The organism is Marinobacter sp. SS21 (assembly GCF_028369065.1).
Classification (GTDB): domain Bacteria; phylum Pseudomonadota; class Gammaproteobacteria; order Pseudomonadales; family Oleiphilaceae; genus Marinobacter.
The window spans coordinates 354,937-375,410 of record NZ_JAQNDA010000003.1; the positions used below are offsets into that span (position 1 = coordinate 354,937).

Consider the following 20,474-nt stretch of genomic DNA (forward strand, 5'->3'; position numbering starts at 1 on the left):
AGACCAAACCATGGAACAAGATCCACTAAGCCAACTTCGCGACATTCATCTGCCGGCCCCGGGAGGCTTCTGGCCGCCGGCCCCAGGCTGGTGGCTACTGGCACTATTGGTGATCCTGGTGACAGCCGCCCTGGTGGCCTGGCGGCTTCGGAAACGTCGCCGCAATCAGTGGATCGCCCGGGTCCAGACCGAGCTGGACAGGCTTGCGGTGGAAGGGTGCCGGGACAGCGCCTGGTTTGCCCGACTCAATGAGTTGCTGAAACGGGGAGCGCGCCACCGCTACCCGGAGCAATCGCCGGAATCGCTGAGCGGTCAGGGCTGGGTCGACTTTTTGCTGGACACCCTGCCCCGGGACCGCATCGCCTCGCGCGCGGTGGTGGAAGAGATGGTCGCCAGTAGCTGGCGCCCCGTTCCGACCTGCGATGCCGATCAGGCGCTGGCGGTTAGCCGCCTTTGGCTGAGGGGTCAAACATGCTGAGCCTGGCCTATCCATGGCTGCTGGTACTGCTACCGTTACCACTGCTGACCATGCTACGTAATGCCCACCAGCGGCCGGTACAGGCGCCGGTGTTACCGGTGGGGCACTGGATTAGCGGATTGCCTGGTGTGAGTCGGCACGGCAATGCCCTACCACAATGGCAAAGGCTAGTGCTATTGGCGGCCTGGAGCCTGTTGGTGCTGGCACTGGCGCGGCCCCAGCACGTCGCCGAGCAGGTCCAAATGCCGGTCACCGGCCGCGACCTGCTACTGGCGGTGGACATTTCCCCAAGCATGGACGAACGCGACATGGTTGTGCAGGGGCGGACGATCAACCGGCTGCAGGCCGTCAAACGCGTCTTGCGGGAATTCATCAGCAAGCGCCAGGGCGACCGATTGGGCTTGCTGCTGTTCGGCAGCCAGCCCTATATCCAGGCACCGCTCTCCTTCGACCATCCGACCATCAACACCCTGCTGGATGAGGCCGGTATCGGCATGGCCGGACGCGCCACCGCCATCGGCGATGCCATCGGGCTGGCCATCAAGCGGCTGCGGGAAAGGCCGGAAGGACAGCGCGTAGTCATCCTGTTAACCGACGGTGCCAACACCGCCGGCGAAGTGTCTCCGGATACCGCCACCGACATCGCCCGGGACGCGGGTGTGCGCATCTACACGGTGGGTATTGGCGCCGACACCCTGATCCAGCGTGGCAGGCAGGTCAATCCGTCCCGAGATCTGGACGAGGCCCTGCTCAACCGCATTGCGGATGAAACCGGGGGCCGGTATTTCCGCGCCCGCAGCCTGCCAGAGTTGGAGCTGATCTATGACAGCATCAATCAGCTGGAGCCGATCGAGCTGGAAGGTCGGTTCTACCGTCCGGTCACCGACCTGTTCTACTGGCCGGCCGGGGGCGCCGCCGCGATCTGGCTGATATTGCAGCTGGGCCTGGCCGGGGCCGCCATCAACCGGGAAATACGCCATGGCTGACCTGCATTTTCTGCGCCCAGGGTGGCTGCTGTTGTTACTGGTTATCCCCCTGTTGCCGCTGCTTTGGCGTTATCGCATTACCAGTGACAGTGGCTGGCACCGAATCATCCCCGCTCATCTGCTGGCACCGCTGCTGAGCCGAGCGGGCAATGGACAAGCCCGAGAGCGCAAACCCTGGCTGCTGCCCGCACTGCTGCTGATCGTGCTGGCGCTGGCACTCGCCGGCCCAGCCTGGCGAGAGGCCCCGACCCCCTTGCAGCAACAGAATGACAGCCTGGTGATCGTACTCGACCTGTCGCTGTCCATGCTCGCCACCGATGTACAGCCCGACCGGCTGACTCAGGCCAAACGCAAGATTCGCGACATTCTCGCGGTACGACGCGCCAGCCTGACTGCCCTGGTGGTGTATGCCGCCGAGGGCCATGTCGTCACCCCATTGACCGATGACCAACGCACCATTGAAGGCATGCTGGAGGCCCTGGACCCCCTGGTTATGCCTGCTGCCGGCAATCGGGCAGACCTCGGGATCGCCCAGGCAGTGTCGTTGCTGCAACACGGCGCCCCCGGCGCCGGCCGGATGGTGCTCATCACGGACGATGTTGCCCCGCGCTACCGCGATAACATTCTGCGCCAGCTTGCGGACGTGCCCTACCCGCTGCACACCTTGGTGGTGGGCACCGAAAGTGGCGGTCCAATCCCGCTGGCGCGACGGGGTTTCATCCGGGACCAGGGGGACATCGTGGTGACCAGGGCCAATCCCGATGCCTTGCGGCAGCTCGCATCTGCTGCAGGCGGCCTGAGCCAGCCACTGAGTCTGGATGGCCGCGACATCCAGGCCCTGCAACTGAGTTCTGTCGACCGCGACGACTGGCAGCAGAGCGAACGGGAGCTGACCGTGGAACGTTGGCAGGACGACGGTTACTGGCTGCTTTGGGCAGTTTTGCCTTTGCTTCTGCTGGGATGGCGCCGTGGCGCGGTGCTGATGCTGGTGGCGACGGTCACCCTGCCCACACTGCCACGAACCGCACTGGCAATAGACTGGGAAAGCCTGTGGGCGCGCCCGGATCAACGTGGTGAGGCATTGATTGCGGAAGACCCCGGCCAGGCGGCCACACGGTTCAGCGATCCCGAATGGCGGGGCAGTGCGTTGTACCGGGCCGAAGACTACCAAGGCGCGGCTGACGCCTTTGCCCACTCGGACAGCACCACCGCCGCCTACAATCGCGCCAATGCCCTGGCCAGAGCCGGCGATCTGCAGGCTGCCCTGGCCGGTTATGACGCGGTGCTGGAGCAAGCGCCTGACCACGAGGACGCCCGAGCCAACCGTGAATTGGTGCAACAGCTGTTAGATCAGCAGAATCAGCAAGCGGACTCCGGCGAGAACCAACAAGACCCACAGAATGGGGAGGGCGAACAGCCTCCCTCTGGGAACGACCGTAATCAGGCCCCACCGTCCGACGAGCCAGACGATCCGAGTGACCAGGGTGACAGAGGCAGCCAACCGCCAGACGGTTCCGGTGGGGGTGAAGCCGATGATTCTCCAAGCGATCGGGGGGATCAGGAGCCTGACACGTCACCCGAACAACCGCAGAATGCCGAAGCGGACAGCCCCAACGCGTCCGATGAAGGCTCCGACGCCCCAAGCGACCCCCAGCCCGCACCGCTCAGCGAACTCGACACCGCGCCACTTAGCCAGGGCCAGGAACAATGGTTACGACGGGTGCCGGACGACCCCGGCGGCCTGCTGCGACGCAAGTTCCTGCATCAATACCAGAACCGAGCCCCCCAATCCGACGAGAGTGACACGCCATGGTAAGCCGTCTCAGAACACTATTGGCCCTACTGCTGATGCTCCCGGTCGTGCCGGCACTGGGTGCCAATCTGACGGTAGAGCCCAGCCGCACGGAACTGCATGAGGGTGAGACGCTGACGCTGGTGATCAAGTCCACCATGAAACTGTCCTTCAGTCTCGACAATATTTTCGATCTGGGCATGCCCGATTTGCCCATGCCCGACATCGACAAGCTGGAACCCGATTTCAAGGTGCTGTCGCAAAACCAGAGCTACAGCATTCAAACCATCAATGGCGACATGCATGGCGATGTCACCTGGACCTTCGAAATCGCCCCGACCCGCACCGGGACCTTGCAGATTCCCGCCCTCAGCTTTAAGGGCGCAACCTCGGAGCCCATCGACATCAGCGTTCGCAGCGGCACTGCGCCACATTCCACCGCAGAACCAAAACCGGCGTTCATCGAGCTATCCGCCGACAAGGACCAACTCTATGTCCAGGAACAGCTGGTCATCACTGTGCGCCTGTTCTTCACCGGCAACCTGATTCGCGGCGAGCTGTCTGAGCCCAAGCACCCCACCGCCCTGATCGAAACCCTGGGTACCCAGCGCGAGTACAAACGCTTTCGCGACAACCAGCAATACCGGGTGGTGGAACGGCGCTATGCCATCTTCCCGCAGCAGCCTGGCAGCCTGTCGCTGCCGCCACTGCAATTCGAAGGTCAAAGCCGGGATGCGGTGGGCCGCCTGAAGTACCTGAGGGACAGTGCCGAGCTGTTTGAGATTCCCGTAAAAACACCGCCGACCGGATTTACCGGTGACGTCTGGTTGCCCGCAAGCAGCCTCACTCTTACCGAAACCGGACTGGCCGGCGAGCTGACCATCGAACCCGGACAAAACCTCTCCCGTACGCTGCTGCTCAAAGCCCAGGGGCTCACCGCCGAGGCGCTGCCGCCCTTGCCCACCGCCTCACCGGACGGTATTCGAAGCTACCCGGAACCGGCCGAGCGGACCACCGACACCGGTGCCAGCAGTCTGATCGGTAGCCTCACCCAAACCACGGCGCTGGTTGGTGTGACGCCCGGTGTGGTGGAACTGCCGGAAATCCGAATTCCCTGGTGGGACACCACCAGCGACAGCGAGAAAGTGGCGGTGCTTCCCGCCCGCACCGTGACCATCACAGGTGCGGGCGGCGCTGTGGTCGAGCCGGCCACGCCTGCGCTGCCCTCGGCAACGGCCTCGGCGCCATCGGCCACACCGGCTGAAGCCAGCCCATCGCTGTGGCGCTGGATCAGTCTTGTCCTGGCCCTCGGCTGGACCGGCACCGCACTGGCCTGGTGGTTGCAAAACCGTGTCCCGAATCGTCCTGCACAGCGCGAGGATACCAAAGCGCCTCAAGAGCAGGCTCTGTTTCAGATCCTATGCGCGGCCGCCCGACAGGGGCTGAACAATACTCCGGAACTGCTGTTGAACTGGTATAACCGCTTCCACCGCGAGGGGGATTTTCGAACGCTGTCCCAGTTGCTGGCGTACCTTCAGGACGAACAACTGGCCGCGCAGCTGGGCCGGCTCCAGCGGCACAGTTTTGGCCGCCGCCCGAACGACGGCGAAGCATGGGATGGGGAGCCGCTGGTGGCGTCGCTGAATCGGCTAAGAAAGACCGTGCCCAGGACTCCGACGGATTCGGATCTGGCCCCGCTCTACCCCGCCAGTCTGACGAGTCGGGTCTGATAGCGACGGATCATGGCTGAAGCCCAGGGGGCTCCAGCGTAATTGCAGTTTATTTAGGGCAATTGCCGATCGATGGTAATGGTGACCGGGCCCTGCGCCTCCGCTGTCACGGCGATGGGATTCGACGCCTGCCCCTGCCAGTCCCCGGGCTGGGGCAGCGCATTCCCCGACGACGACAGCCGCGCCGTTACCATCACCTCGGCGCTCGCTGAGATCCCCAGCGCCGGGTTCATGGCGAAGCTGTCATCCAGATAAAGCTCCAGCGGCAGATCGGCGGCACGCCGACGGGCCACCGCGACCGGAGGCGCGCCTTCCGCTCCCGGGGCACGGGCGAACACAAACAGCGTCGCCTCTGGCGGCACCTCGCCCAGCAACGCCTCATCCAGCTCAATCCGCACCGACACCCCGGCCGTTGCGGCATCGCTGGTCTGCTGGCGGCTATCGGCCGGGTTGGTCAGCCCCAGGTTCTGGTAGGCCTGGGCAATGCCTTCCTCAATGGCCGGGCGCTGCGGGTGCTCCGGCGCAACCTCAACAATCCGCTCCCAGTAACCAATGGCGTCCTGAAAACGCTGGCTACTGAAGGCATGGATGCCCAACAGCCCCAACGCGTTCACTTCATCGGGATTGAGGGTCCGGGCCTTGTCGATGGCCCGAGTAACCTTGCCATCGAGTTCGCCACGGGATTCGAAGAACAACGCCTGGGCGGACAGCCCCCAAGCCACGGCCCGGGCCTGATCGTTCGGAACCACCCCGGCCAGTTGTTCAAACGCCCAGGCCGCATCGGGGTAGCGTTCGATACGCATGTAGGAACGTCCCAGCATGGCCCAGCCATCCGGGTTTTCGGGGCTCGCCTCAAGACGCGCCCGCAACTCGGCCGTCAGTGTCTCCATCTGGGCGACACGATCCCCCTGATCGGCGGCCATGGCCAGCATCGAACGGTACTGCTGCCACTGCTCCATGGCGCCCCACTGCTGGTACAGGTACACCGCGGCAGCGGGCACCAACACCAGGCTTGCCAGGCCAACGACCATGGCCGATGCCCGTCGTCCGCCGCCAACGTGAGGCACCGATCGGCTCGCGCCCACGTCATCCAGCAGACTGCCTTCCAGCTCATCTTTCAGCTGACGATGATTGTCCGCATCGAGGTTGCCGGTAGCCAGCTCCCGGTCCAACTCCTCAAGCCGACTCCGGTACGCCATCAGGTTCTGTTGACGAAGATCCCGTTGATGCCGTTGTGCGGATCGGGGGTACAGCAGGGGGTAGGCAACAAACGCCAGCGCCAGGACGATCAGCACCGTCGCGGCCAGCCAGAAAGTGGTTGTCATAGATAGACCATTAATTGCTCAGTAAATCGGGTAGAAAAGGACGGCAGGAGAAGACCGGGCTGAGGCACAGCTCAGGCGCCGTCGTCCCGGTCCTCCAGCAACTGCTCCGCGCGGCGGCGCTCGGCGTCACTCAATGACGACTCCGAAGGATCGCGCCGGCGACCACGGATCACAATGCCAATCACCACGAGTACGCCGCCGAGCACCGCAATCAGCGGCGTTGCCCAAAGCAGCGCAGTCCGTTCATCGAAACCCGGTTTGTACAACACGAATTCACCGAACCGGCCGACCAGGGCATCGGTGACCTGTTGGTTCGTGGCACCCTGCCGCAGCATCCGGTACACCTCGTCACGCATGTCCTTGGCGATGGGCGCATTGGAATCGGCGATGTTCTGATTCTGGCATTTCGGACAGCGGAGTTCCGAAATCAGGGTTCGAAACCGTTCCTGATCGGCAGCGGTATCGAACGGGTAGACTTCGCTGGTGGCGGATGCCGCCAGGGGTAACAGCAGTACCCAGACAGCGAACAGTATGCGACCCATCAGCATCAGCCCCCCTTACCGTACCGCTCAACCAGCGGTTGGAGTGTCTGCTGCCAGACCTGCGGGGTGACCACGCCGACATGGCGAAAGCGAACAACCCCTTCAGCATCGATCACATAGGTTTCTGGCGCGCCATAAACCCCAAGGTCGAAGCCAAGCCGGCCCTGGGGATCGTACAGACTCAAGGCATAGGGGTTGCCCAGGGAGTCCAGCCACTCCAGGGCCAGATCCCGGTTGTCCTTGTAGTTCAGGCCAACGATCCGCACCCCTTCGTCCCGAGCCAGCCAGACCAGATCGTCGTGCTCGTCGCGACAGGCCGGGCACCAGGTTCCCCAGACATTCAGCAGCGACACCTCGCCCACAAAGATGTCATCGCGATGGATCGTGTCGGGATCCTGCAGGTCCGCCAGCTCGAACACCGGTACCGGCTTGCCAATCAACGCCGACTCCAGATGGGTAGGGTCCTTGCCAATGCCGGCGAACAGCACGATACCCAGTGCCACCGCCAGCACCACCGGAATGAACAACAACACACGCCTCATCATAGTGCTTCCGCCACTCCCTCGTCCTGCCCACGGCTGCGACTATCGCCAGTGGCGGGCTGCTCTGATCGGACCTTGATCCGGTATCGACGGTCGGCGATGGCCAGCGCGCCGCCTCCGGCCATGAACAACGCACCCAGCCACAGCCAGCGTATCAGCGGCTTGTACTGAATGCGCACCGCCCAGGCGTCATCGCCCACCCGTTCGCCCAGGGCGACAAAGATGTCACGGGTCAGCCCCGCGTCAATGCCCGCCTCAGTCATGACGTTGCGCTGGACGTGATACTGCCGTTTCTCCGGGTACAACGTCGCGATCAGGCGGCCGTCACGGGAAATATCGAAGCGTCCGTACTGAGCAACAAAGTTGGCGCCCTGACGCTGTCCCAGCTCACTGAAGGTGACCTGCAGGTTACCGATTTCGGCGCTATCCCCCGGACTCATGCGCACATCCCGTTCCACACCGTAGTTCGATACCACGGTGGCACCGGCCATGGTCATCGCGACCCCGAGGTGGCCCAGCACCATGCCGTAGTAGCTGCGGGATTGACGTTTGAGGCCGTGCCAGCGACCGTGTCGCGAGCCGGATTTGTCCCACAAATCCAGCAGTGTGGTCACCGTCACCCAGGCGGCCGCCAGCAGGCCGGCAAACGCCCAGGGAGTGAAGCCGCCATACACCAGCAGGCCTGCGCAGCTCAACACCAGACTAAACGCCGCCGGCCACAGCAACCGGCGGCCCAGCCAGCCGCCATCGGTTCGTTTCCAGCGGGAGAAAATGCCCGCCCCCAGCATTAACCCCACCGCAATGGCCAGGGGGCTGAAGGTCAGGTTGTAGAACGGCTCGCCGATGGACAAACGACCCGCGCCAAGATAATCGAGGACCAGCGGATACAGGGTACCCACCAGCACCAGCAACGTGGCGGCCACCAGCAGCACGTTGTTCAGCAGCAGAAAGATTTCCCGGGACAACGAACCGTAACGGGTGCGGGTGTGGACCACCGGCGCCCGAAACGCGTACAACGTCAGGCTGGAAACAATGGTGATCGCCAGCAGTCCCAGCAGGAACGCGCCCCGGGTGGGGTCGGAGGCAAAAGCGTGCACCGAGGTAAGCACTCCAGAGCGAACCAGGAAGGTGCCGAGCAGACTGAGGGCAAAGGTAACGATGGCCAACAGCACGGTCCAGGACTTGAACACCCCCCGCTTTTCGGTCACCGCCAGCGAGTGAACCAGGGCGGTGCCCGCCAGCCATGGTAACAGCGAGGCGTTCTCCACCGGGTCCCAGAACCACCAGCCGCCCCAACCCAGCTCGTAATAGGCCCACCAGCTGCCGAGCGCAATGCCCACCGTCAGGAAGGACCAGGCCACGGTGGTCCAGGGCCGCGACCAGCGCGCCCAGGCTGCGTCCAGCCGACCGTTGATCAAGGCGGCGATGGCAAAGGCAAAGGCCACCGAAAATCCGACGTAGCCCATGTACAGCATCGGCGGGTGAACGATCAGCCCGAAATCCTGCAGCAGCGGGTTCAGATCCGCGCCATCCGCCGGCACGTTGGGCAGTAAGCGCTCAAACGGGTTGGAGGTGATCAGGATAAACAGCAGGAAACCCACCGTGACCATGCCCATCACCGCCAGCACCTGGGCGATCATCACCGAGGGCAGACGCCGGCTGAATACCGCCACCGCCAGGGTCCAACCGGCCAACATCAGGATCCACAACAGCAGGGAGCCTTCGTGGCCACCCCATACCGCGCTGAACTTGTAATACCAGGGCAGCAGGCTGTTGCTGTTATTGGCCACATAGGCCACTGAAAAATCGTCCGTCACGAACGCCTGAGTGAGCAAACCGAAGGCGATGGCGACGAAGACAAACAAACCACTGGCCAGGGGCCGGGCGAATGCCTGCAAATGGTCGCGACCACTGATCGCCCCCACCAACGGCACCGTTGCCAACAGTATCGCGAGCAGCAGGGCAAGAATCAGGCTGAATTGACCGAGTTCGGGATACATTAATCTACCTCACTGCGTCACGGTGGACTCGGTATAGGGATTGTCGACACCGGCTTTTTTCAGCGCATCGCTGACTTCCGGCGGCATGTAATTTTCATCGTGCTTGGCCAACACCTGCTCCGCCACAAAGGTGCCTTCGGTATTCAGCCGGCCAACCGCAACCACCCCCTGCCCTTCGGCAAACAGGTCCGGCAGGATTCCGGTGTACTGCACCGGCACCGACGAGGCGAAATCCGTCACCCGGAAGTGCACCGTGAGATCCTGTTGTGCCCTTACCACCGAGCCCTGCTCCACCATGCCCCCGGCCCGAATCCGTACATTGGCCGGCGCTTCGCCAGCGGCGATCTGGCTTGGATCGTAGAACAGGTTGATATTCTGTCTCAGCGCGTAGGTGGTCAAGCCGACCGCGACACCGACGCCGGCGAGCAGGAACAGGATAATGGTCAGTCGTTTTTTACGAAGCGGATGCATGGCCAAAGTAAGTACTCGACGTCAGGATGGGTGAATACGGGAAAAGGTAGCGGCGGCGGGTGCCTGTTCACGGGTGCCGGACTCCTCAAGTTCAAGCAGACGACGCTGCTCGCGAAGCACCGCATGGCGACGGGAGCGGGACCACAGTGCCAGCGCCGTCAGCAACAGCACGAAGACACAATAACACACCCACACATAGGACCCGTGGCCCTCCATGGTGAGGAACGCGGACAAGGAATCAAACGCCATAGTGTTTAGTGCCCCTCTGCACGAACGAGTTCCCGAACCCAACGGGTCCGGCGTTCACGCCGCAGTATTTCGGTTTGCATTCGATAACAGGCCAGCCAGCCAAACCATAGGTAAAGACCGAGAACCGACAACAGCAGGGGCACCCACATTTCCGGCGGCATGCTGGGCTTTTCGGTCAGTTTGAAGGTGGCTGGCTGGTGCAGGGTGTTCCACCACTCCACCGAATACTTGATGATCGGAATGTTCACCACCCCGACTAGAATCAGCACGGCGACGGCCCGGGCGGAGGCTTTCTCATCGGAAATGGCGCTGCCGAGTACAATAGCGCCAAAATACAGGAACAGCAGGATCAGCATTGAGGTCAGACGGGCATCCCAGATCCACCAGGTGCCCCAGGTGGGCTTGCCCCAGACCGCACCGGTGAACAACGCCAGAAAGGTCAGTACCGCGCCGACCGGCGCCACGGCCTGGACGAACAGATCGGCCAGTTTCATTCGCCACACCAACGTCACCACCGCCGCCACAGCCATCATGAGGTAAACCGACTGGGCCAGGAAGGCACTGGGCACATGAATGAAGATGATCCGGTAGCTGTTACCCTGCAGGTAATCCTTCGGCGCGAACGCCAGCCCCCAAACCAGTCCCGCCACCAGCAAGCCAAGCCCCAATGCCAACAACCACGGCATCAACCGGCCGGCAATTCCGAAAAACCATTTTGGCGAGCCAAATTTGTGAAAAAGTGTCCACATCCGGTAATTACCTTCCTATCGCCCTTCCCGATTAACTGTTCGACAAACTGATGCGCAGCGCCGCCGCCCCGGCAAACGGTGCCAGCGTCAGCGCCAGGACCAGGAAGGCCGCCATCAGCGCCAGGTAGCCTTCCACCGCGGCACCTTCCGTTGCCGCCGCCACGGTACCGGTGCCGAAAATCAGTACCGGAATGTACAACGGAATAATCAACAGCGACAGCAGTACCCCGCCGGCCCTTAAACCCAAAGTCAACGCCGCGCCGATGGCACCGATCAGGCTGAGGACCGGAGTGCCAATCAGCAGCGTTAGACACAAAACTGCAATGGAGTTCCCTTCGAGATGCAGCATGATACCCAATACCGGGGCCAGAATGACCAGCGGTAAGCCGGTGAGCAGCCAGTGCGCCAGACTTTTGGCCAGCACCAGCAGAAACAGCGGGTGCGGCTGCAGCACCATCTGCTCCAGGGTACCGTCGTCGAAATCGTGCCGGTACAGGTGATCCAGCGACAACAGCGTTGACAGCAGAGCCGCCACCCACAGGATACCGGTTCCGGCCTGCTGCAGGAATGACACTTCCGGGCTAACACCTAAGGGGAAGAGCGTCACCACCATAAAGAAGAACAGCAGCGGGTTGAGCAAATCCTGGCGCTGGCGAAAGCTGGAACGCAGATCCCGCCGCACCACGGCCCACATAGCCCGGCCCACACTGACGTTGTGGTCCGCCAATACCGCCCGCGGCGCGTTACTGGTCATCGTTGTGCCCTCCCCGTCCCAGGCGCAAGCGGATCATTCCCGGCAAATCCAGATGGTGGTGGGTGGTTACCAACACCGCGCCACCCTGTTCGGCGTGTTGTACCAACAGTTGTTCGAGCCCTTCGACACCGTGACTATCGAGCGCGGTGAACGCCTCATCCAGTATCCACAATGGTTCGTCTGAGATCAGTAGCCGCGCAAGCGCCACCCGGCGCTGCTGCCCTGCCGACAGCTGCCGGCAGGGTACGTCGTGGTAGCCGTGCAGACCGGTGCCATCCAGTGCCTGGCGCAAGGTCGCATCGGCCAGCGGCCGTCGTACCGCGGTCAGTGCCCGAAGGTTTTCCAGGGGGGTTAACAGCGGCTTGATGCCCGGGCGGTGGCCAATGTAGAGCAGATTGCGTAAAAACTGCTCCAGCTGATGATGGCGCGGCGCGCCCAGCCAACGGATATCGCCGGTGTAGCTGTCATTCAGACCGGCCAGAATGCGTAACAAGGTGGTTTTGCCCGCCCCATTGGGGCCTTCCACACGGGTGATGCTGCCAGGCGCAATGGAGACGCCAAGTCCCTGAAACAGAATACGATTGTCTCGTTCACACTGTAAATCGACAGCCTGTAAAAGCGGCTCGGTCATCAGGGCCTCAGAACATCGGTCAAGGCATTGCTTAACGGCATGGATATTGAAAAAAACCCTTGGAGGGCAAGCGTTAGGAAGTTCCACACTTCCAGCGCGCGGTATTATAACCAAAGCGGGGTCGGATTGCCCTTGTCCGGCCACAAATCGGTTCTGGTGCCTGGTACTCGCCTCGCAGCGCCGTCTACCGAACAACCAAATTCCCGCGATGCAGGACCGACAGCGCCTAACTCCAGAACCGAAAATGGAGTCCAGTAACCTTCGAGGAGTGACTAACAAACCGGGATTCGGTGCGGCGTCACAGTGGCTCCAGGAGAGTCACTTGCAACAAGAACGGGCTTCGTTTGGCTAATTTGGATCTGACCCCAGTTTTGCTTAGCTGTCGGCAGGATAGATTCGAACATCTCGCTGTGGAAACGGAATCTCAATACCGTTCTCCTGTAACGTTTCCAGGATGATCAGCAGCAAATCACCACCCACGCGATTTTTCCCGTCATCAATGCCAATCATCCAAAACTCTACAAACATATTGATGCCGGAATCGCCGAAGCTGTCAATTTCGCAATCCGGGCGCTCCTCAAATGGAAGCTCTGGGCCACTGAGCACCTGTGGGTGTGTTGCAACCGCCGCCTTGATCAATTCCACCATGCCGCGCACATCGGTTTTATAGGAAACCGAAAAATCGACTCGATACCGCTGCTTTTCGTTCTTGTGAGTCCAGTTGGTGAAGGAGCTGGTAATGAACTTCTCGTTTGGAACGACAACATCTTTGCCATCGTAGGTTTCAAGTGTGGTGGATCTCATATTAAGCTGCGTTACCATACCGGTTAGACCATCTTCAAGCTCAACATAGTCCCCAACAGAAAGTGATCGGTCAAAAATGATGATCACCCCTGATATAAAATTGGATGCAATGGACTGCAACCCAAATCCAAGCCCAACCCCGAGCGCCCCTCCAAACACCGCCAATGCAGTTAGGTTGATCCCCATAAGCTGAAACAGCAATAGTATAAAGACCAGAAACAATGCGATTTCGAACAACTTGGCAAAAATCTCCCGCGTACGGAAATCCAGCGTTTCCTGCTTCCTTATGATGGTCTTTCCGGTACTGTTGGATATCCTCCCCAACCAGAAAAGCAATGACCCGAATATAACCGTGCGTAAAACGCCATAGGCGGAAAGCTCTATGTTACCAAGCTGGACAGACATGGATTCGAGTACAGCAATCACATCATCAAGGAAACCAACAACATGCAAAAGAACGATCGGCGTACCAATCCAGCGAAACGCACTTGAGACCAATTTATTGGTAATGACCAAGTTGACAAAAGAGTAAAACAGCAGAAGCATCGCTATGGCGAAAGCGGCCTGGATGACCCAGCCGTCCTCGGTAATCAGCTCACTGAACCCGATGGCTATGCGTAACAATACGATCGCAAATACCGGGAAAAGTAGCTTGCCGAGCCGATAGACAAGTGTCTTGATTGGGGATTGTTCTGCTGAGTCAGGGGGGCATTTCAGAATAGGAATGTACTTTCGGATTCGAATTGATACGACGTAAGCGATTAAATAAACAAATAGAATGATGCCAATTTGGCTGTAAGTACTTGGCTGGGCCAGCTCGCCCAAAACAGACTGCAACCTAACACCTAACTCAACCAAATAATCACCATTATCCATTATTTAGCCAAGACCTCGTGTGCCATGTTATCAGGGAGCCTCTGACCGTTTCCCCGAGACCAGCGCTTATGCGGCCACTCCCAAGTCCATAGGATTCATAGCCGCCGTCGAGCAGATGACCGGCTTCCAATCCAAGTGCCAGAACAAGAAGCGCAGCAGGCAAATACTCTAAAACCTCAGCGAGCTGGCCATAGAAACAGCATAAGTTGGGGCAGAGCAAAGTAAATTGGGGCTCAGGAAAGGTTACTCCAACCCCATTTCTCAAGAACCTGGCTCACAACGCATCGGCTCTCGCTCTGGTGCGGAGAGGGACGCCCACCGCACCACGGCCAACTGCATGCAGGCAACAAGAACGATGCGGCTCCGCCCCACTGCCGCTTGAGCGCACCACCTCCGACAGGGGCCAGCGGTCACCGTTACTCGCGCGTGGACTGCACCTCGCGGACCCACTCACACCGGATACCGGCCTTCTCGTGATGCTTGTGAATGGCTTCGGCGTCTGGGGCATCCAGAACGCAATAAATTTTGTCATCCTTTTCGCTGAACAGGATGTCGTGGTGCGTGACCCCAAACTCGTCCGGGGGGGCATTCTGCAATTTCTTCAACTGCTCAGCCGTAAACGGCTTCATGGCGTGGACGTCAATGAACATCGGCATGGTCTTTACCTCCTGGACAGGACATTGATGTAATCGAGCGCCTCGCGGCGAAATGTGTAACGCGATTCGACTAAAATCGACCTCTCGCTACCATTTCAGTATAGAGCGGATTTTCTGTGTGGCAGGCCAAGGTGCCGCTCAGCGGTACTTTCAGGGCAATCCAGGAGATGTTCACAAGTACGTGGACTTCATCTTTTCTAGAAATTTGGTTAACCAAAACGGAATATAAAAGCTATATAGTTGAGGCGTGGACTCGCTGCGCGCACCCAGGATCACCGGAAAAGTGCTATCCAGTCGTATCTGTTCGCCACAAACCAGAATTACAGAGAGAACATTGCCGTACACTGGACGACATGACGGCACGCCTTCACCAGCACCAGATTCCCTGTATGCTAAACCCATGAAGCTACCCAACGGCACAGTCCCCTCGCCCCCCCAGCAACCAGCGTCAGGGGGAATCTTCCCATCGCGTCCCCAGGGCTCTCCTGCGCAAGGGGCTAACGTTCAGGTCAGCGCGCAGGTGCAGCTGGACCAACTGCAGCTGGCGAACCAGGCCAGTGCCCTGGCGCGGGTGTCGGAGGTGGTGCGGCAGAGCCAGGATAAGGTGGAGCAGTTGGTGCTGGAGATTCGCGGCAGAACCCTGTCGGTGAACAGTGCCATCGGCGAGACCCAGCTGCAGGCCGGTGATTTGGTCAAGGTGATGCGGGCGGGGAACGAACTGCAGTTACTCGGCAAACTGGCGCCAACTCCCCAGGCCCAGCTGGCGTCGGCGCTGGCCCAGCGCCTGCCCTGGCAACACCGGCTCGACACCGGGCTGAATCAGCTGATGGCCGTCCTCACGCCAGCGGCAGAGCAAGCCACCGCACTGGTCAAGAGCCCGGAGCTGACGCCAGCCGCGCAGCAGGCCATTGCCAAATTGCTGGCCGGCCTGCCCACCCAGGGCAACCTGGCCGGTGGCGGCGACGCGACGGCAGGCATCAAGCAGTGGCTGGCGGAGAGCGGCCTGTTCGCCGAAACCCGGCTGGCCCGTGGGGGCGATCCGCTGCAATCGGACCTCAAGTTGGCGCTGGGCCGTGTTGTCGCTTCGTTGCTGGCCAGCCAAGGCGACGACAGCCTCGCTCAGCTGAACCGGCTGACGCCTCTGACCAGCCCGGAACTGGTGCAGGCACCGCTGCAGTTTCCCACGGCGCAACAGACGCCCGCCCAGAAGGCCGAGATGATGAGCGTGGGTCAAACGCTACGTATGCTGGCAGGCATGTTGAACCGAATCTCGGTGAACCAGCTCCACAGCCAGACGCTGTCCAGCCGGGCATCCGCGGACGGGGCCGCGCCGGCCACCTGGGTGATGGAACTGCCCTGGCTCAATACCGAGGCCGAACCCCGCCTGGCGCAGCTGCGGCTTGAGCACTACGAGCAGGAAGCGGGTGCGGAACGCGCCGGTGCCCGCAAACGGGTGGCGGAATGGCGCCTGACCCTGGCCATCGACCTGGACGAGATGGGGCCACTGTACTTCGAGGTCGCCCTTCGCCAACATCAGCTCTCGGCCCAGGTCTGGGCCGAACGGCAGAGCACCCTCGACCGGGTCACGTCTGAGCTCGGCCATCTTCGTCAAGGGCTGAACGAACTGGGCCTGGAGGTGGTCGATCTGGAATGCCACAAAGGTCAGCCGGAGGCGGCCAGAACCCAGCTGGAGCATCGTTTGGTGGATATCAAGGCATGAGTAACGACAAGGGCTCCGTCGCGGCGGATCGACCGGCCAATGCCGCCGTCGCGTTGAAGTATGACGGCACCAAAGCGCCAACCATCTCTGCCAGCGGTACCGACGAATTGGCCGAGGAGATCGTCCGTATCGCCCGGGAGCATGGTGTGCCGCTGTATGAGAATGCAGAGCTGGCCGGCATCCTCAGCCGGCTGGAACTGAATGACGAGATTCCGGAAACCCTTTACCGGGTCATCGCGGAAATTCTGGCGTTTGCCTTCAACCTGCAGGGCAAGACCCCGGACGACGCGCACCCGAGCGCCTGACAGCGAACACCCTTTTCCTCAAGCCGCGCTCTTCTTGCGCAGGGCCGACACCAATTCCGCTTCTGGCCGGGAAATGCCGCAGGTGTTCATGAGGTCTTCAACGTCCGCTCCCAGCTCCACCAGCCTGGCCGCCTCGTCGTAGGAAATGCGCAGGGGATCGTTCTGCCGCATTTCGTCGAGCATGGCCCGCATCTCATGCAGCTGCCGCTCGCAGTTGACCACGCGGTGGCCAACGCCCAGGCTGCCGCTGCCGGTGGCGTGGAGCTCCCGGCCCAGGGTGTCGCATCGGGACTTGAGCTGTGCCCGAAGATCGCGAAGCTGGCGCTGGTTCCACACCGATTGAACCAGCAGGGCTGCCATCACGGCAGCGGTCAGGAGCCAGGGTGCCAGGGTGGTCCAGGTTGCCGACATAAGTTGATCCTCCAATCAGTATCAGTGGTCACCCCGAGCCGGCTCCTGCTCCCTAGCGTCAACACTGGCTAGAGCGCCGAAATTTCAGCCCACTCGTGGTCTGACAGCATCTTTTCGAACTCCACCAGGATGATGAGTTCGCCATTCTTGTTGCAGACACCCTGGATAAACTTGGCGCTTTCCTCGTTACCCACGTTCGGTGCCGTCTCGATTTCACTGGCTTTCAGGTACACCACTTCCGCCACCGAATCCACCAGAATGCCCATCACCTGGTTGGCCGACTCCATCACCACGATGCGGGTGGCGTCGGTGACGTCCGCCTCGGACAAACCGAAGCGCCGACGGGTGTCGATGACGGTGACCACATTCCCCCGCAGGTTGATGATCCCCAGCACATAATCCGGGGCACCTGGTACCGGGGCGATCTCGGTGTAACGCAGCACTTCCTGAATCTGCATGACGTCGATACCGTAGGTCTCATCGTCCAATCGGAACGTGACGTACTGGAGTACCTGATCGTCCTGGGCCTGATTCTGATGTCCGTTGTGGGAAGCCATGTGTTCGTCTCCTCGGCAGGCCACCCCCCACGGGCAACCTGATCGTCAAAAATCCATCGTCAGTGCCCAATACTATAATTAACGGCACAAACCGTGCCAGCATCGCACGGTGTCAATCGGTAACGGCCGTCACTCCAGGCGCAGGTGATGCTCCCGCTCCGCCCGGGCCAGCAACTGGGCCATGGTCCCTACGTCAATCAGCGCACACATGTGACTGATCACCGTGCCGGCCAGCCAGGGACGTTTACTGCGGGAAGTACGCCAACGTACCTCGCTGGGGTCCAGGGTGAAAGACTGGGCGACATCGTCGCAGGCCAACGCCCATTCGCTGTTGTCGAGCCGGATGACAAAGCGGTAGTTATCGCGGGCTCCCTCTGGTACCCGGCCCGCCATGATCCACTCGGCGCTGTCCACCACCCGAAGGGTTTGGCTGCGATCCGGCAGGATGCCCATGTACCAGCGGGGACTGCCGGGCAAGGGTTTTACGTCCTGTTCCAGGCGATGAATGGCACCAAGGAGGATCAGCGGCACCGCCAGCTGTAGGCCGGCCACCCGGAAAATAAGACACTCGAAGGGACGCTCTGACCATTCTGGCCGTGCCGCCGGCTCACCGTCATCCGGACATTTCGCCGGTGACTCCAGGGTCGGCGATTCCACCGGTTGGGCGACCGGCACCGGTTCTGGCTCCATGGGCGCAGACACCGGCATGATCACCGGTGGCCGCTCAGGCTGGAGCGCCGTTCGAGCGTCAACCACCGGCGACACTGGCGTGGTCCGGCCTGCCGTGGCGGTATTTTGCCCGGCTCCGGCGTGGCTTTGTTGGCTCCGTTCGTGCTTGGTGCTGTCGTCGACATTAACGTTTTCGTTGACGCCTTCGTCGGCACCTTTCTTCGCCCTGTCCCTGGTATCGTCGTTCCCGAAATCCTCGGCCTTTACCTCAACCGTTTTTGCGGCGTCCGTGGCGGTGTGCAGGAGGTCGTCCAGGTAGCTGGCAAGGGCGTAGGCGGGATCGGCCAGATCGGTCTTTCGGCTCGACGTCATGTCACGAAGTCCCCCAACCACGACACCAAGCTGTCAAAATCCCGACGGTCATGCCCGCGCGTCCTGGGGGCCGGTCTGGGCCAGCAGATCGTCAAGCAAGTGACGGTACGCCCGCACGCCGTGGGTCTCGCTGTCCAGCGCTGACGGCACCAGGCCGCCCTGGCTGGCGTCACGGAATTTGGTGTCGACCGGGATCGCATAACGCCACAACGGATCGGTGTAGGTCTTGCGCAACAGGTTCAGGCTCTTGACCGAGGCCTGGGTTCGACGGTCAAACATCGTGGGCACGATGGTGTAGCCAAGCTGATTCTTTTGCGAACGCATGACCATTTGCAGCGTATGCAGCATACGCTCCAGCCCCTTGATGGCGAGAAATTCGGTCTGTACCGGGATCACCAGGTGCTGGCTGGCCGCCAGGGCGTTGACCATCAGCACCCCCAGCGTAGGCGTGTTGTCCAGCAGAACAAAATCAAAATCGTCCCAGAGCTGAGCCAGCGCCCGCGACACGATCAGCCCCATGCCCTCGACGCCGACCATACGACGCTCCAGCGTCGCCAACGCGGTGCTGGCCGGCAACAGCGACAGGCCCGGCTGACTGGTTTCGACCACCAGCTGGGCCGGCAGGCCATCCGGCATTTTGCCCTGATGCTGAAATAAATCGAAGACGCTGTGGGCAAGCCGGTCCGGGTCATACCCGAACCAGCTGGTGAGGGAGCCATGGGGATCCAGATCCACCACCAGCACCCGCTTGCCACGCTCGGCCAGCAATCCCGCCAGCGCGACCACCGACGTTGTCTTTCCTACACCACCTTTTTGGTTGGCTACCGCCCAAATTCGCACTATGGAAGCTCCAGAAACAGTACGGATGCTATCGGCCTGGCGGGACAATTCTTGAATCGGTTCGCCGCCGAGCAGGCCCTTACCGGCAACCCTTTGCCGATTGAAGCCGTCCAGGGCATTAAATACAGAAAGCGTGCCAATCCCCTCTTGGGACCGATGCTGATTCCAGGGGCGCAGCAGCGTGGAGTTTGAACCTGCCTAGCGCATGGCGCCACGGATACTGGCGTCGCGGGAAATCAGCAGGACCACGCGACGATTTCGTTTGCGCCCCTCGTCCGTGTCATTACGGGCGACCGGCTGAAACTCGCCATAACCCACCGCAGCCATGCGCTGCGGGTCGACTCCTTCCATGGCAAGCATGCGCACCACAGCCGATGCCCGCGCCGTGGAGAGCTCCCAGTTGGACGGGAACCTGCCGGAACGGATGGGCAGGTTGTCGGTGAAGCCTTCAACCCGCACCGCGTTATCCCGGGCTGCCAACACTCCGGCAATTTTCTCGATGACGGCAAAGGCATCGTAGTGGGGTTCGGCATCGCCGCTGCTGAACAGCAGGCTGTCACGCAAACTCAGCTCCAGCCACTCGTCGCTGGTTTCCATGGTGACGACGCCTTGCTGAATCAGCTCGTCAAATTCAATGGCCAGCTGCTCGGACATGGCTCGAAGCGCCGCCCGCCGGCTTTCGCTGTCGTCGGTTCGATGACGGGGACTTTCGCTGATCGGTGGCGGAATCACCGCATCGGTGTCGGCCGGCACAGAGGCCAAGGTTGCTTCGCCCACGGTGATGGGGTCCAGCGATTGCTGCGGCGCATTGAAAACGCCGATCAACGTATCTGACAGCACCTTGTACTTGCCCTCGTTGACCGAGGACACGGAATACATCACCACAAAAAAGCCGAACAGCAGGGTAATAAAGTCGGCATAGGACACCAGCCAACGTTCTTTGTTGTGGAGATCGTCTTCCGAGTGTCGAAGCCGTTTCATAGCGAGTCAGCCTTATTACGCCCTGCGCTGGAGA

At 61.1% G+C, this 20,474-nt stretch carries 22 protein-coding genes; 6 read left to right on the forward strand and 16 right to left on the reverse strand.

What is annotated here, in order from left to right; all coding sequences use genetic code 11:
* The first annotated feature begins 10 nt into the window (after window positions 1–10).
* Genes N6L25_RS06095 through N6L25_RS06110 form a run of 4 tightly spaced genes read left to right on the forward strand, consistent with a single transcriptional unit; the run spans window position 11 to window position 4,986 of the window.
* Window positions 11–478: a DUF4381 domain-containing protein gene (locus N6L25_RS06095; protein WP_271978867.1), complete on the forward strand. Its 468-nt coding sequence runs from the start codon at window positions 11–13 to the stop codon at window positions 476–478.
* The gene (locus N6L25_RS06100; protein ID WP_271978868.1) at window positions 472–1,464 is read left to right on the forward strand and encodes a vWA domain-containing protein; all 993 of its coding nucleotides are present in this window, start codon (window positions 472–474) and stop codon (window positions 1,462–1,464) included. Before N6L25_RS06095 ends, N6L25_RS06100 begins: the two co-directional genes overlap by 7 nt.
* The gene (locus tag N6L25_RS06105) at window positions 1,457–3,280 is read left to right on the forward strand and encodes a VWA domain-containing protein (RefSeq protein WP_271978869.1); all 1,824 of its coding nucleotides are present in this window, start codon (window positions 1,457–1,459) and stop codon (window positions 3,278–3,280) included. Before N6L25_RS06100 ends, N6L25_RS06105 begins: the two co-directional genes overlap by 8 nt.
* Complete coding sequence (locus N6L25_RS06110; RefSeq protein WP_271978870.1) at window positions 3,274–4,986, forward strand: BatD family protein; 1,713 nt, start codon at window positions 3,274–3,276, stop codon at window positions 4,984–4,986. The genes N6L25_RS06105 and N6L25_RS06110 overlap by 7 nt, the downstream gene beginning before the upstream one ends.
* Before the next feature lie 53 nt (window positions 4,987–5,039).
* Here N6L25_RS06110 and ccmI read toward each other — a convergent pair whose 3' ends face one another.
* The 11 genes from ccmI to N6L25_RS06165 form a co-directional block, all read right to left on the reverse strand.
* Window positions 5,040–6,311, reverse strand: a complete 1,272-nt coding sequence (gene ccmI / locus N6L25_RS06115; RefSeq protein WP_271978871.1) for a c-type cytochrome biogenesis protein CcmI — start codon at window positions 6,309–6,311, stop codon at window positions 5,040–5,042.
* Window positions 6,312–6,382: 71 nt separating this feature from the next.
* The gene (locus N6L25_RS06120) at window positions 6,383–6,853 is read right to left on the reverse strand and encodes a cytochrome c-type biogenesis protein (protein ID WP_271978872.1); all 471 of its coding nucleotides are present in this window, start codon (window positions 6,851–6,853) and stop codon (window positions 6,383–6,385) included.
* A gap of 5 nt (window positions 6,854–6,858) precedes the next feature.
* Window positions 6,859–7,395: a DsbE family thiol:disulfide interchange protein gene (locus tag N6L25_RS06125; protein WP_271978957.1), complete on the reverse strand. Its 537-nt coding sequence runs from the start codon at window positions 7,393–7,395 to the stop codon at window positions 6,859–6,861.
* Window positions 7,395–9,395 carry a heme lyase CcmF/NrfE family subunit gene (locus N6L25_RS06130; RefSeq protein ID WP_271978873.1) on the reverse strand — a complete coding sequence of 667 codons (2,001 nt, stop codon included), beginning with the start codon at window positions 9,393–9,395 and terminating at the stop codon, window positions 7,395–7,397. Before N6L25_RS06130 ends, N6L25_RS06125 begins: the two co-directional genes overlap by 1 nt.
* Window positions 9,396–9,404: 9 nt before the next feature.
* The gene (gene ccmE / locus N6L25_RS06135; RefSeq protein WP_271978874.1) at window positions 9,405–9,866 is read right to left on the reverse strand and encodes a cytochrome c maturation protein CcmE; all 462 of its coding nucleotides are present in this window, start codon (window positions 9,864–9,866) and stop codon (window positions 9,405–9,407) included.
* A 21-nt stretch (window positions 9,867–9,887) separates the two neighbouring features.
* The gene (ccmD, locus tag N6L25_RS06140; protein WP_271978875.1) at window positions 9,888–10,115 is read right to left on the reverse strand and encodes a heme exporter protein CcmD; all 228 of its coding nucleotides are present in this window, start codon (window positions 10,113–10,115) and stop codon (window positions 9,888–9,890) included.
* 5 nt (window positions 10,116–10,120) lie between these two features.
* Complete coding sequence (locus N6L25_RS06145; RefSeq protein WP_271978876.1) at window positions 10,121–10,864, reverse strand: heme ABC transporter permease; 744 nt, start codon at window positions 10,862–10,864, stop codon at window positions 10,121–10,123.
* 31 nt (window positions 10,865–10,895) lie between these two features.
* Complete coding sequence (gene ccmB / locus N6L25_RS06150; RefSeq protein ID WP_271978877.1) at window positions 10,896–11,618, reverse strand: heme exporter protein CcmB; 723 nt, start codon at window positions 11,616–11,618, stop codon at window positions 10,896–10,898.
* Window positions 11,608–12,249 carry a cytochrome c biogenesis heme-transporting ATPase CcmA gene (gene ccmA / locus N6L25_RS06155; RefSeq protein ID WP_271978878.1) on the reverse strand — a complete coding sequence of 214 codons (642 nt, stop codon included), beginning with the start codon at window positions 12,247–12,249 and terminating at the stop codon, window positions 11,608–11,610. The genes ccmB and ccmA overlap by 11 nt, the downstream gene beginning before the upstream one ends.
* Before the next feature lie 375 nt (window positions 12,250–12,624).
* Entirely contained in the window at window positions 12,625–13,929 is a 1,305-nt protein-coding gene (locus N6L25_RS06160) for a mechanosensitive ion channel family protein (RefSeq protein ID WP_271978879.1), read from the reverse strand.
* 416 nt (window positions 13,930–14,345) lie between these two features.
* The gene (locus N6L25_RS06165) at window positions 14,346–14,585 is read right to left on the reverse strand and encodes a nickel-binding protein (RefSeq protein WP_271978880.1); all 240 of its coding nucleotides are present in this window, start codon (window positions 14,583–14,585) and stop codon (window positions 14,346–14,348) included.
* A gap of 520 nt (window positions 14,586–15,105) precedes the next feature.
* On the opposite strand from N6L25_RS06165, the gene fliK reads away from it, so the two are divergent.
* Window positions 15,106–16,305, forward strand: coding sequence for a flagellar hook-length control protein FliK (fliK, locus tag N6L25_RS06170; RefSeq protein ID WP_271978881.1), 1,200 nt, complete (start codon window positions 15,106–15,108; stop codon window positions 16,303–16,305).
* Window positions 16,302–16,610, forward strand: a complete 309-nt coding sequence (locus N6L25_RS06175; protein WP_271978882.1) for an EscU/YscU/HrcU family type III secretion system export apparatus switch protein — start codon at window positions 16,302–16,304, stop codon at window positions 16,608–16,610. Before fliK ends, N6L25_RS06175 begins: the two co-directional genes overlap by 4 nt.
* Window positions 16,611–16,628: 18 nt before the next feature.
* Here the strand turns inward: N6L25_RS06175 and N6L25_RS06180 are convergent, their stop codons facing one another.
* The 5 genes from N6L25_RS06180 to motD form a co-directional block, all read right to left on the reverse strand.
* A complete protein-coding gene (locus N6L25_RS06180) occupies window positions 16,629–17,021 on the reverse strand; it encodes a DUF2802 domain-containing protein (RefSeq protein ID WP_271978883.1) in 393 nt (130 codons plus the stop codon).
* 68 nt (window positions 17,022–17,089) lie between these two features.
* A complete protein-coding gene (locus N6L25_RS06185; RefSeq protein WP_271978884.1) occupies window positions 17,090–17,578 on the reverse strand; it encodes a chemotaxis protein CheW in 489 nt (162 codons plus the stop codon).
* A 129-nt stretch (window positions 17,579–17,707) separates the two neighbouring features.
* On the reverse strand, window positions 17,708–18,619 hold the full coding sequence (locus N6L25_RS06190; protein ID WP_271978885.1) for a chemotaxis protein CheW: 912 nt from the start codon (window positions 18,617–18,619) through the stop codon (window positions 17,708–17,710).
* Window positions 18,620–18,667: 48 nt separating this feature from the next.
* Window positions 18,668–19,459: a ParA family protein gene (locus N6L25_RS06195; protein WP_271978886.1), complete on the reverse strand. Its 792-nt coding sequence runs from the start codon at window positions 19,457–19,459 to the stop codon at window positions 18,668–18,670.
* Window positions 19,460–19,657: 198 nt separating this feature from the next.
* Complete coding sequence (gene motD, locus N6L25_RS06200) at window positions 19,658–20,440, reverse strand: flagellar motor protein MotD (protein ID WP_271978887.1); 783 nt, start codon at window positions 20,438–20,440, stop codon at window positions 19,658–19,660.
* Window positions 20,441–20,474: the final 34 nt, after the last annotated feature.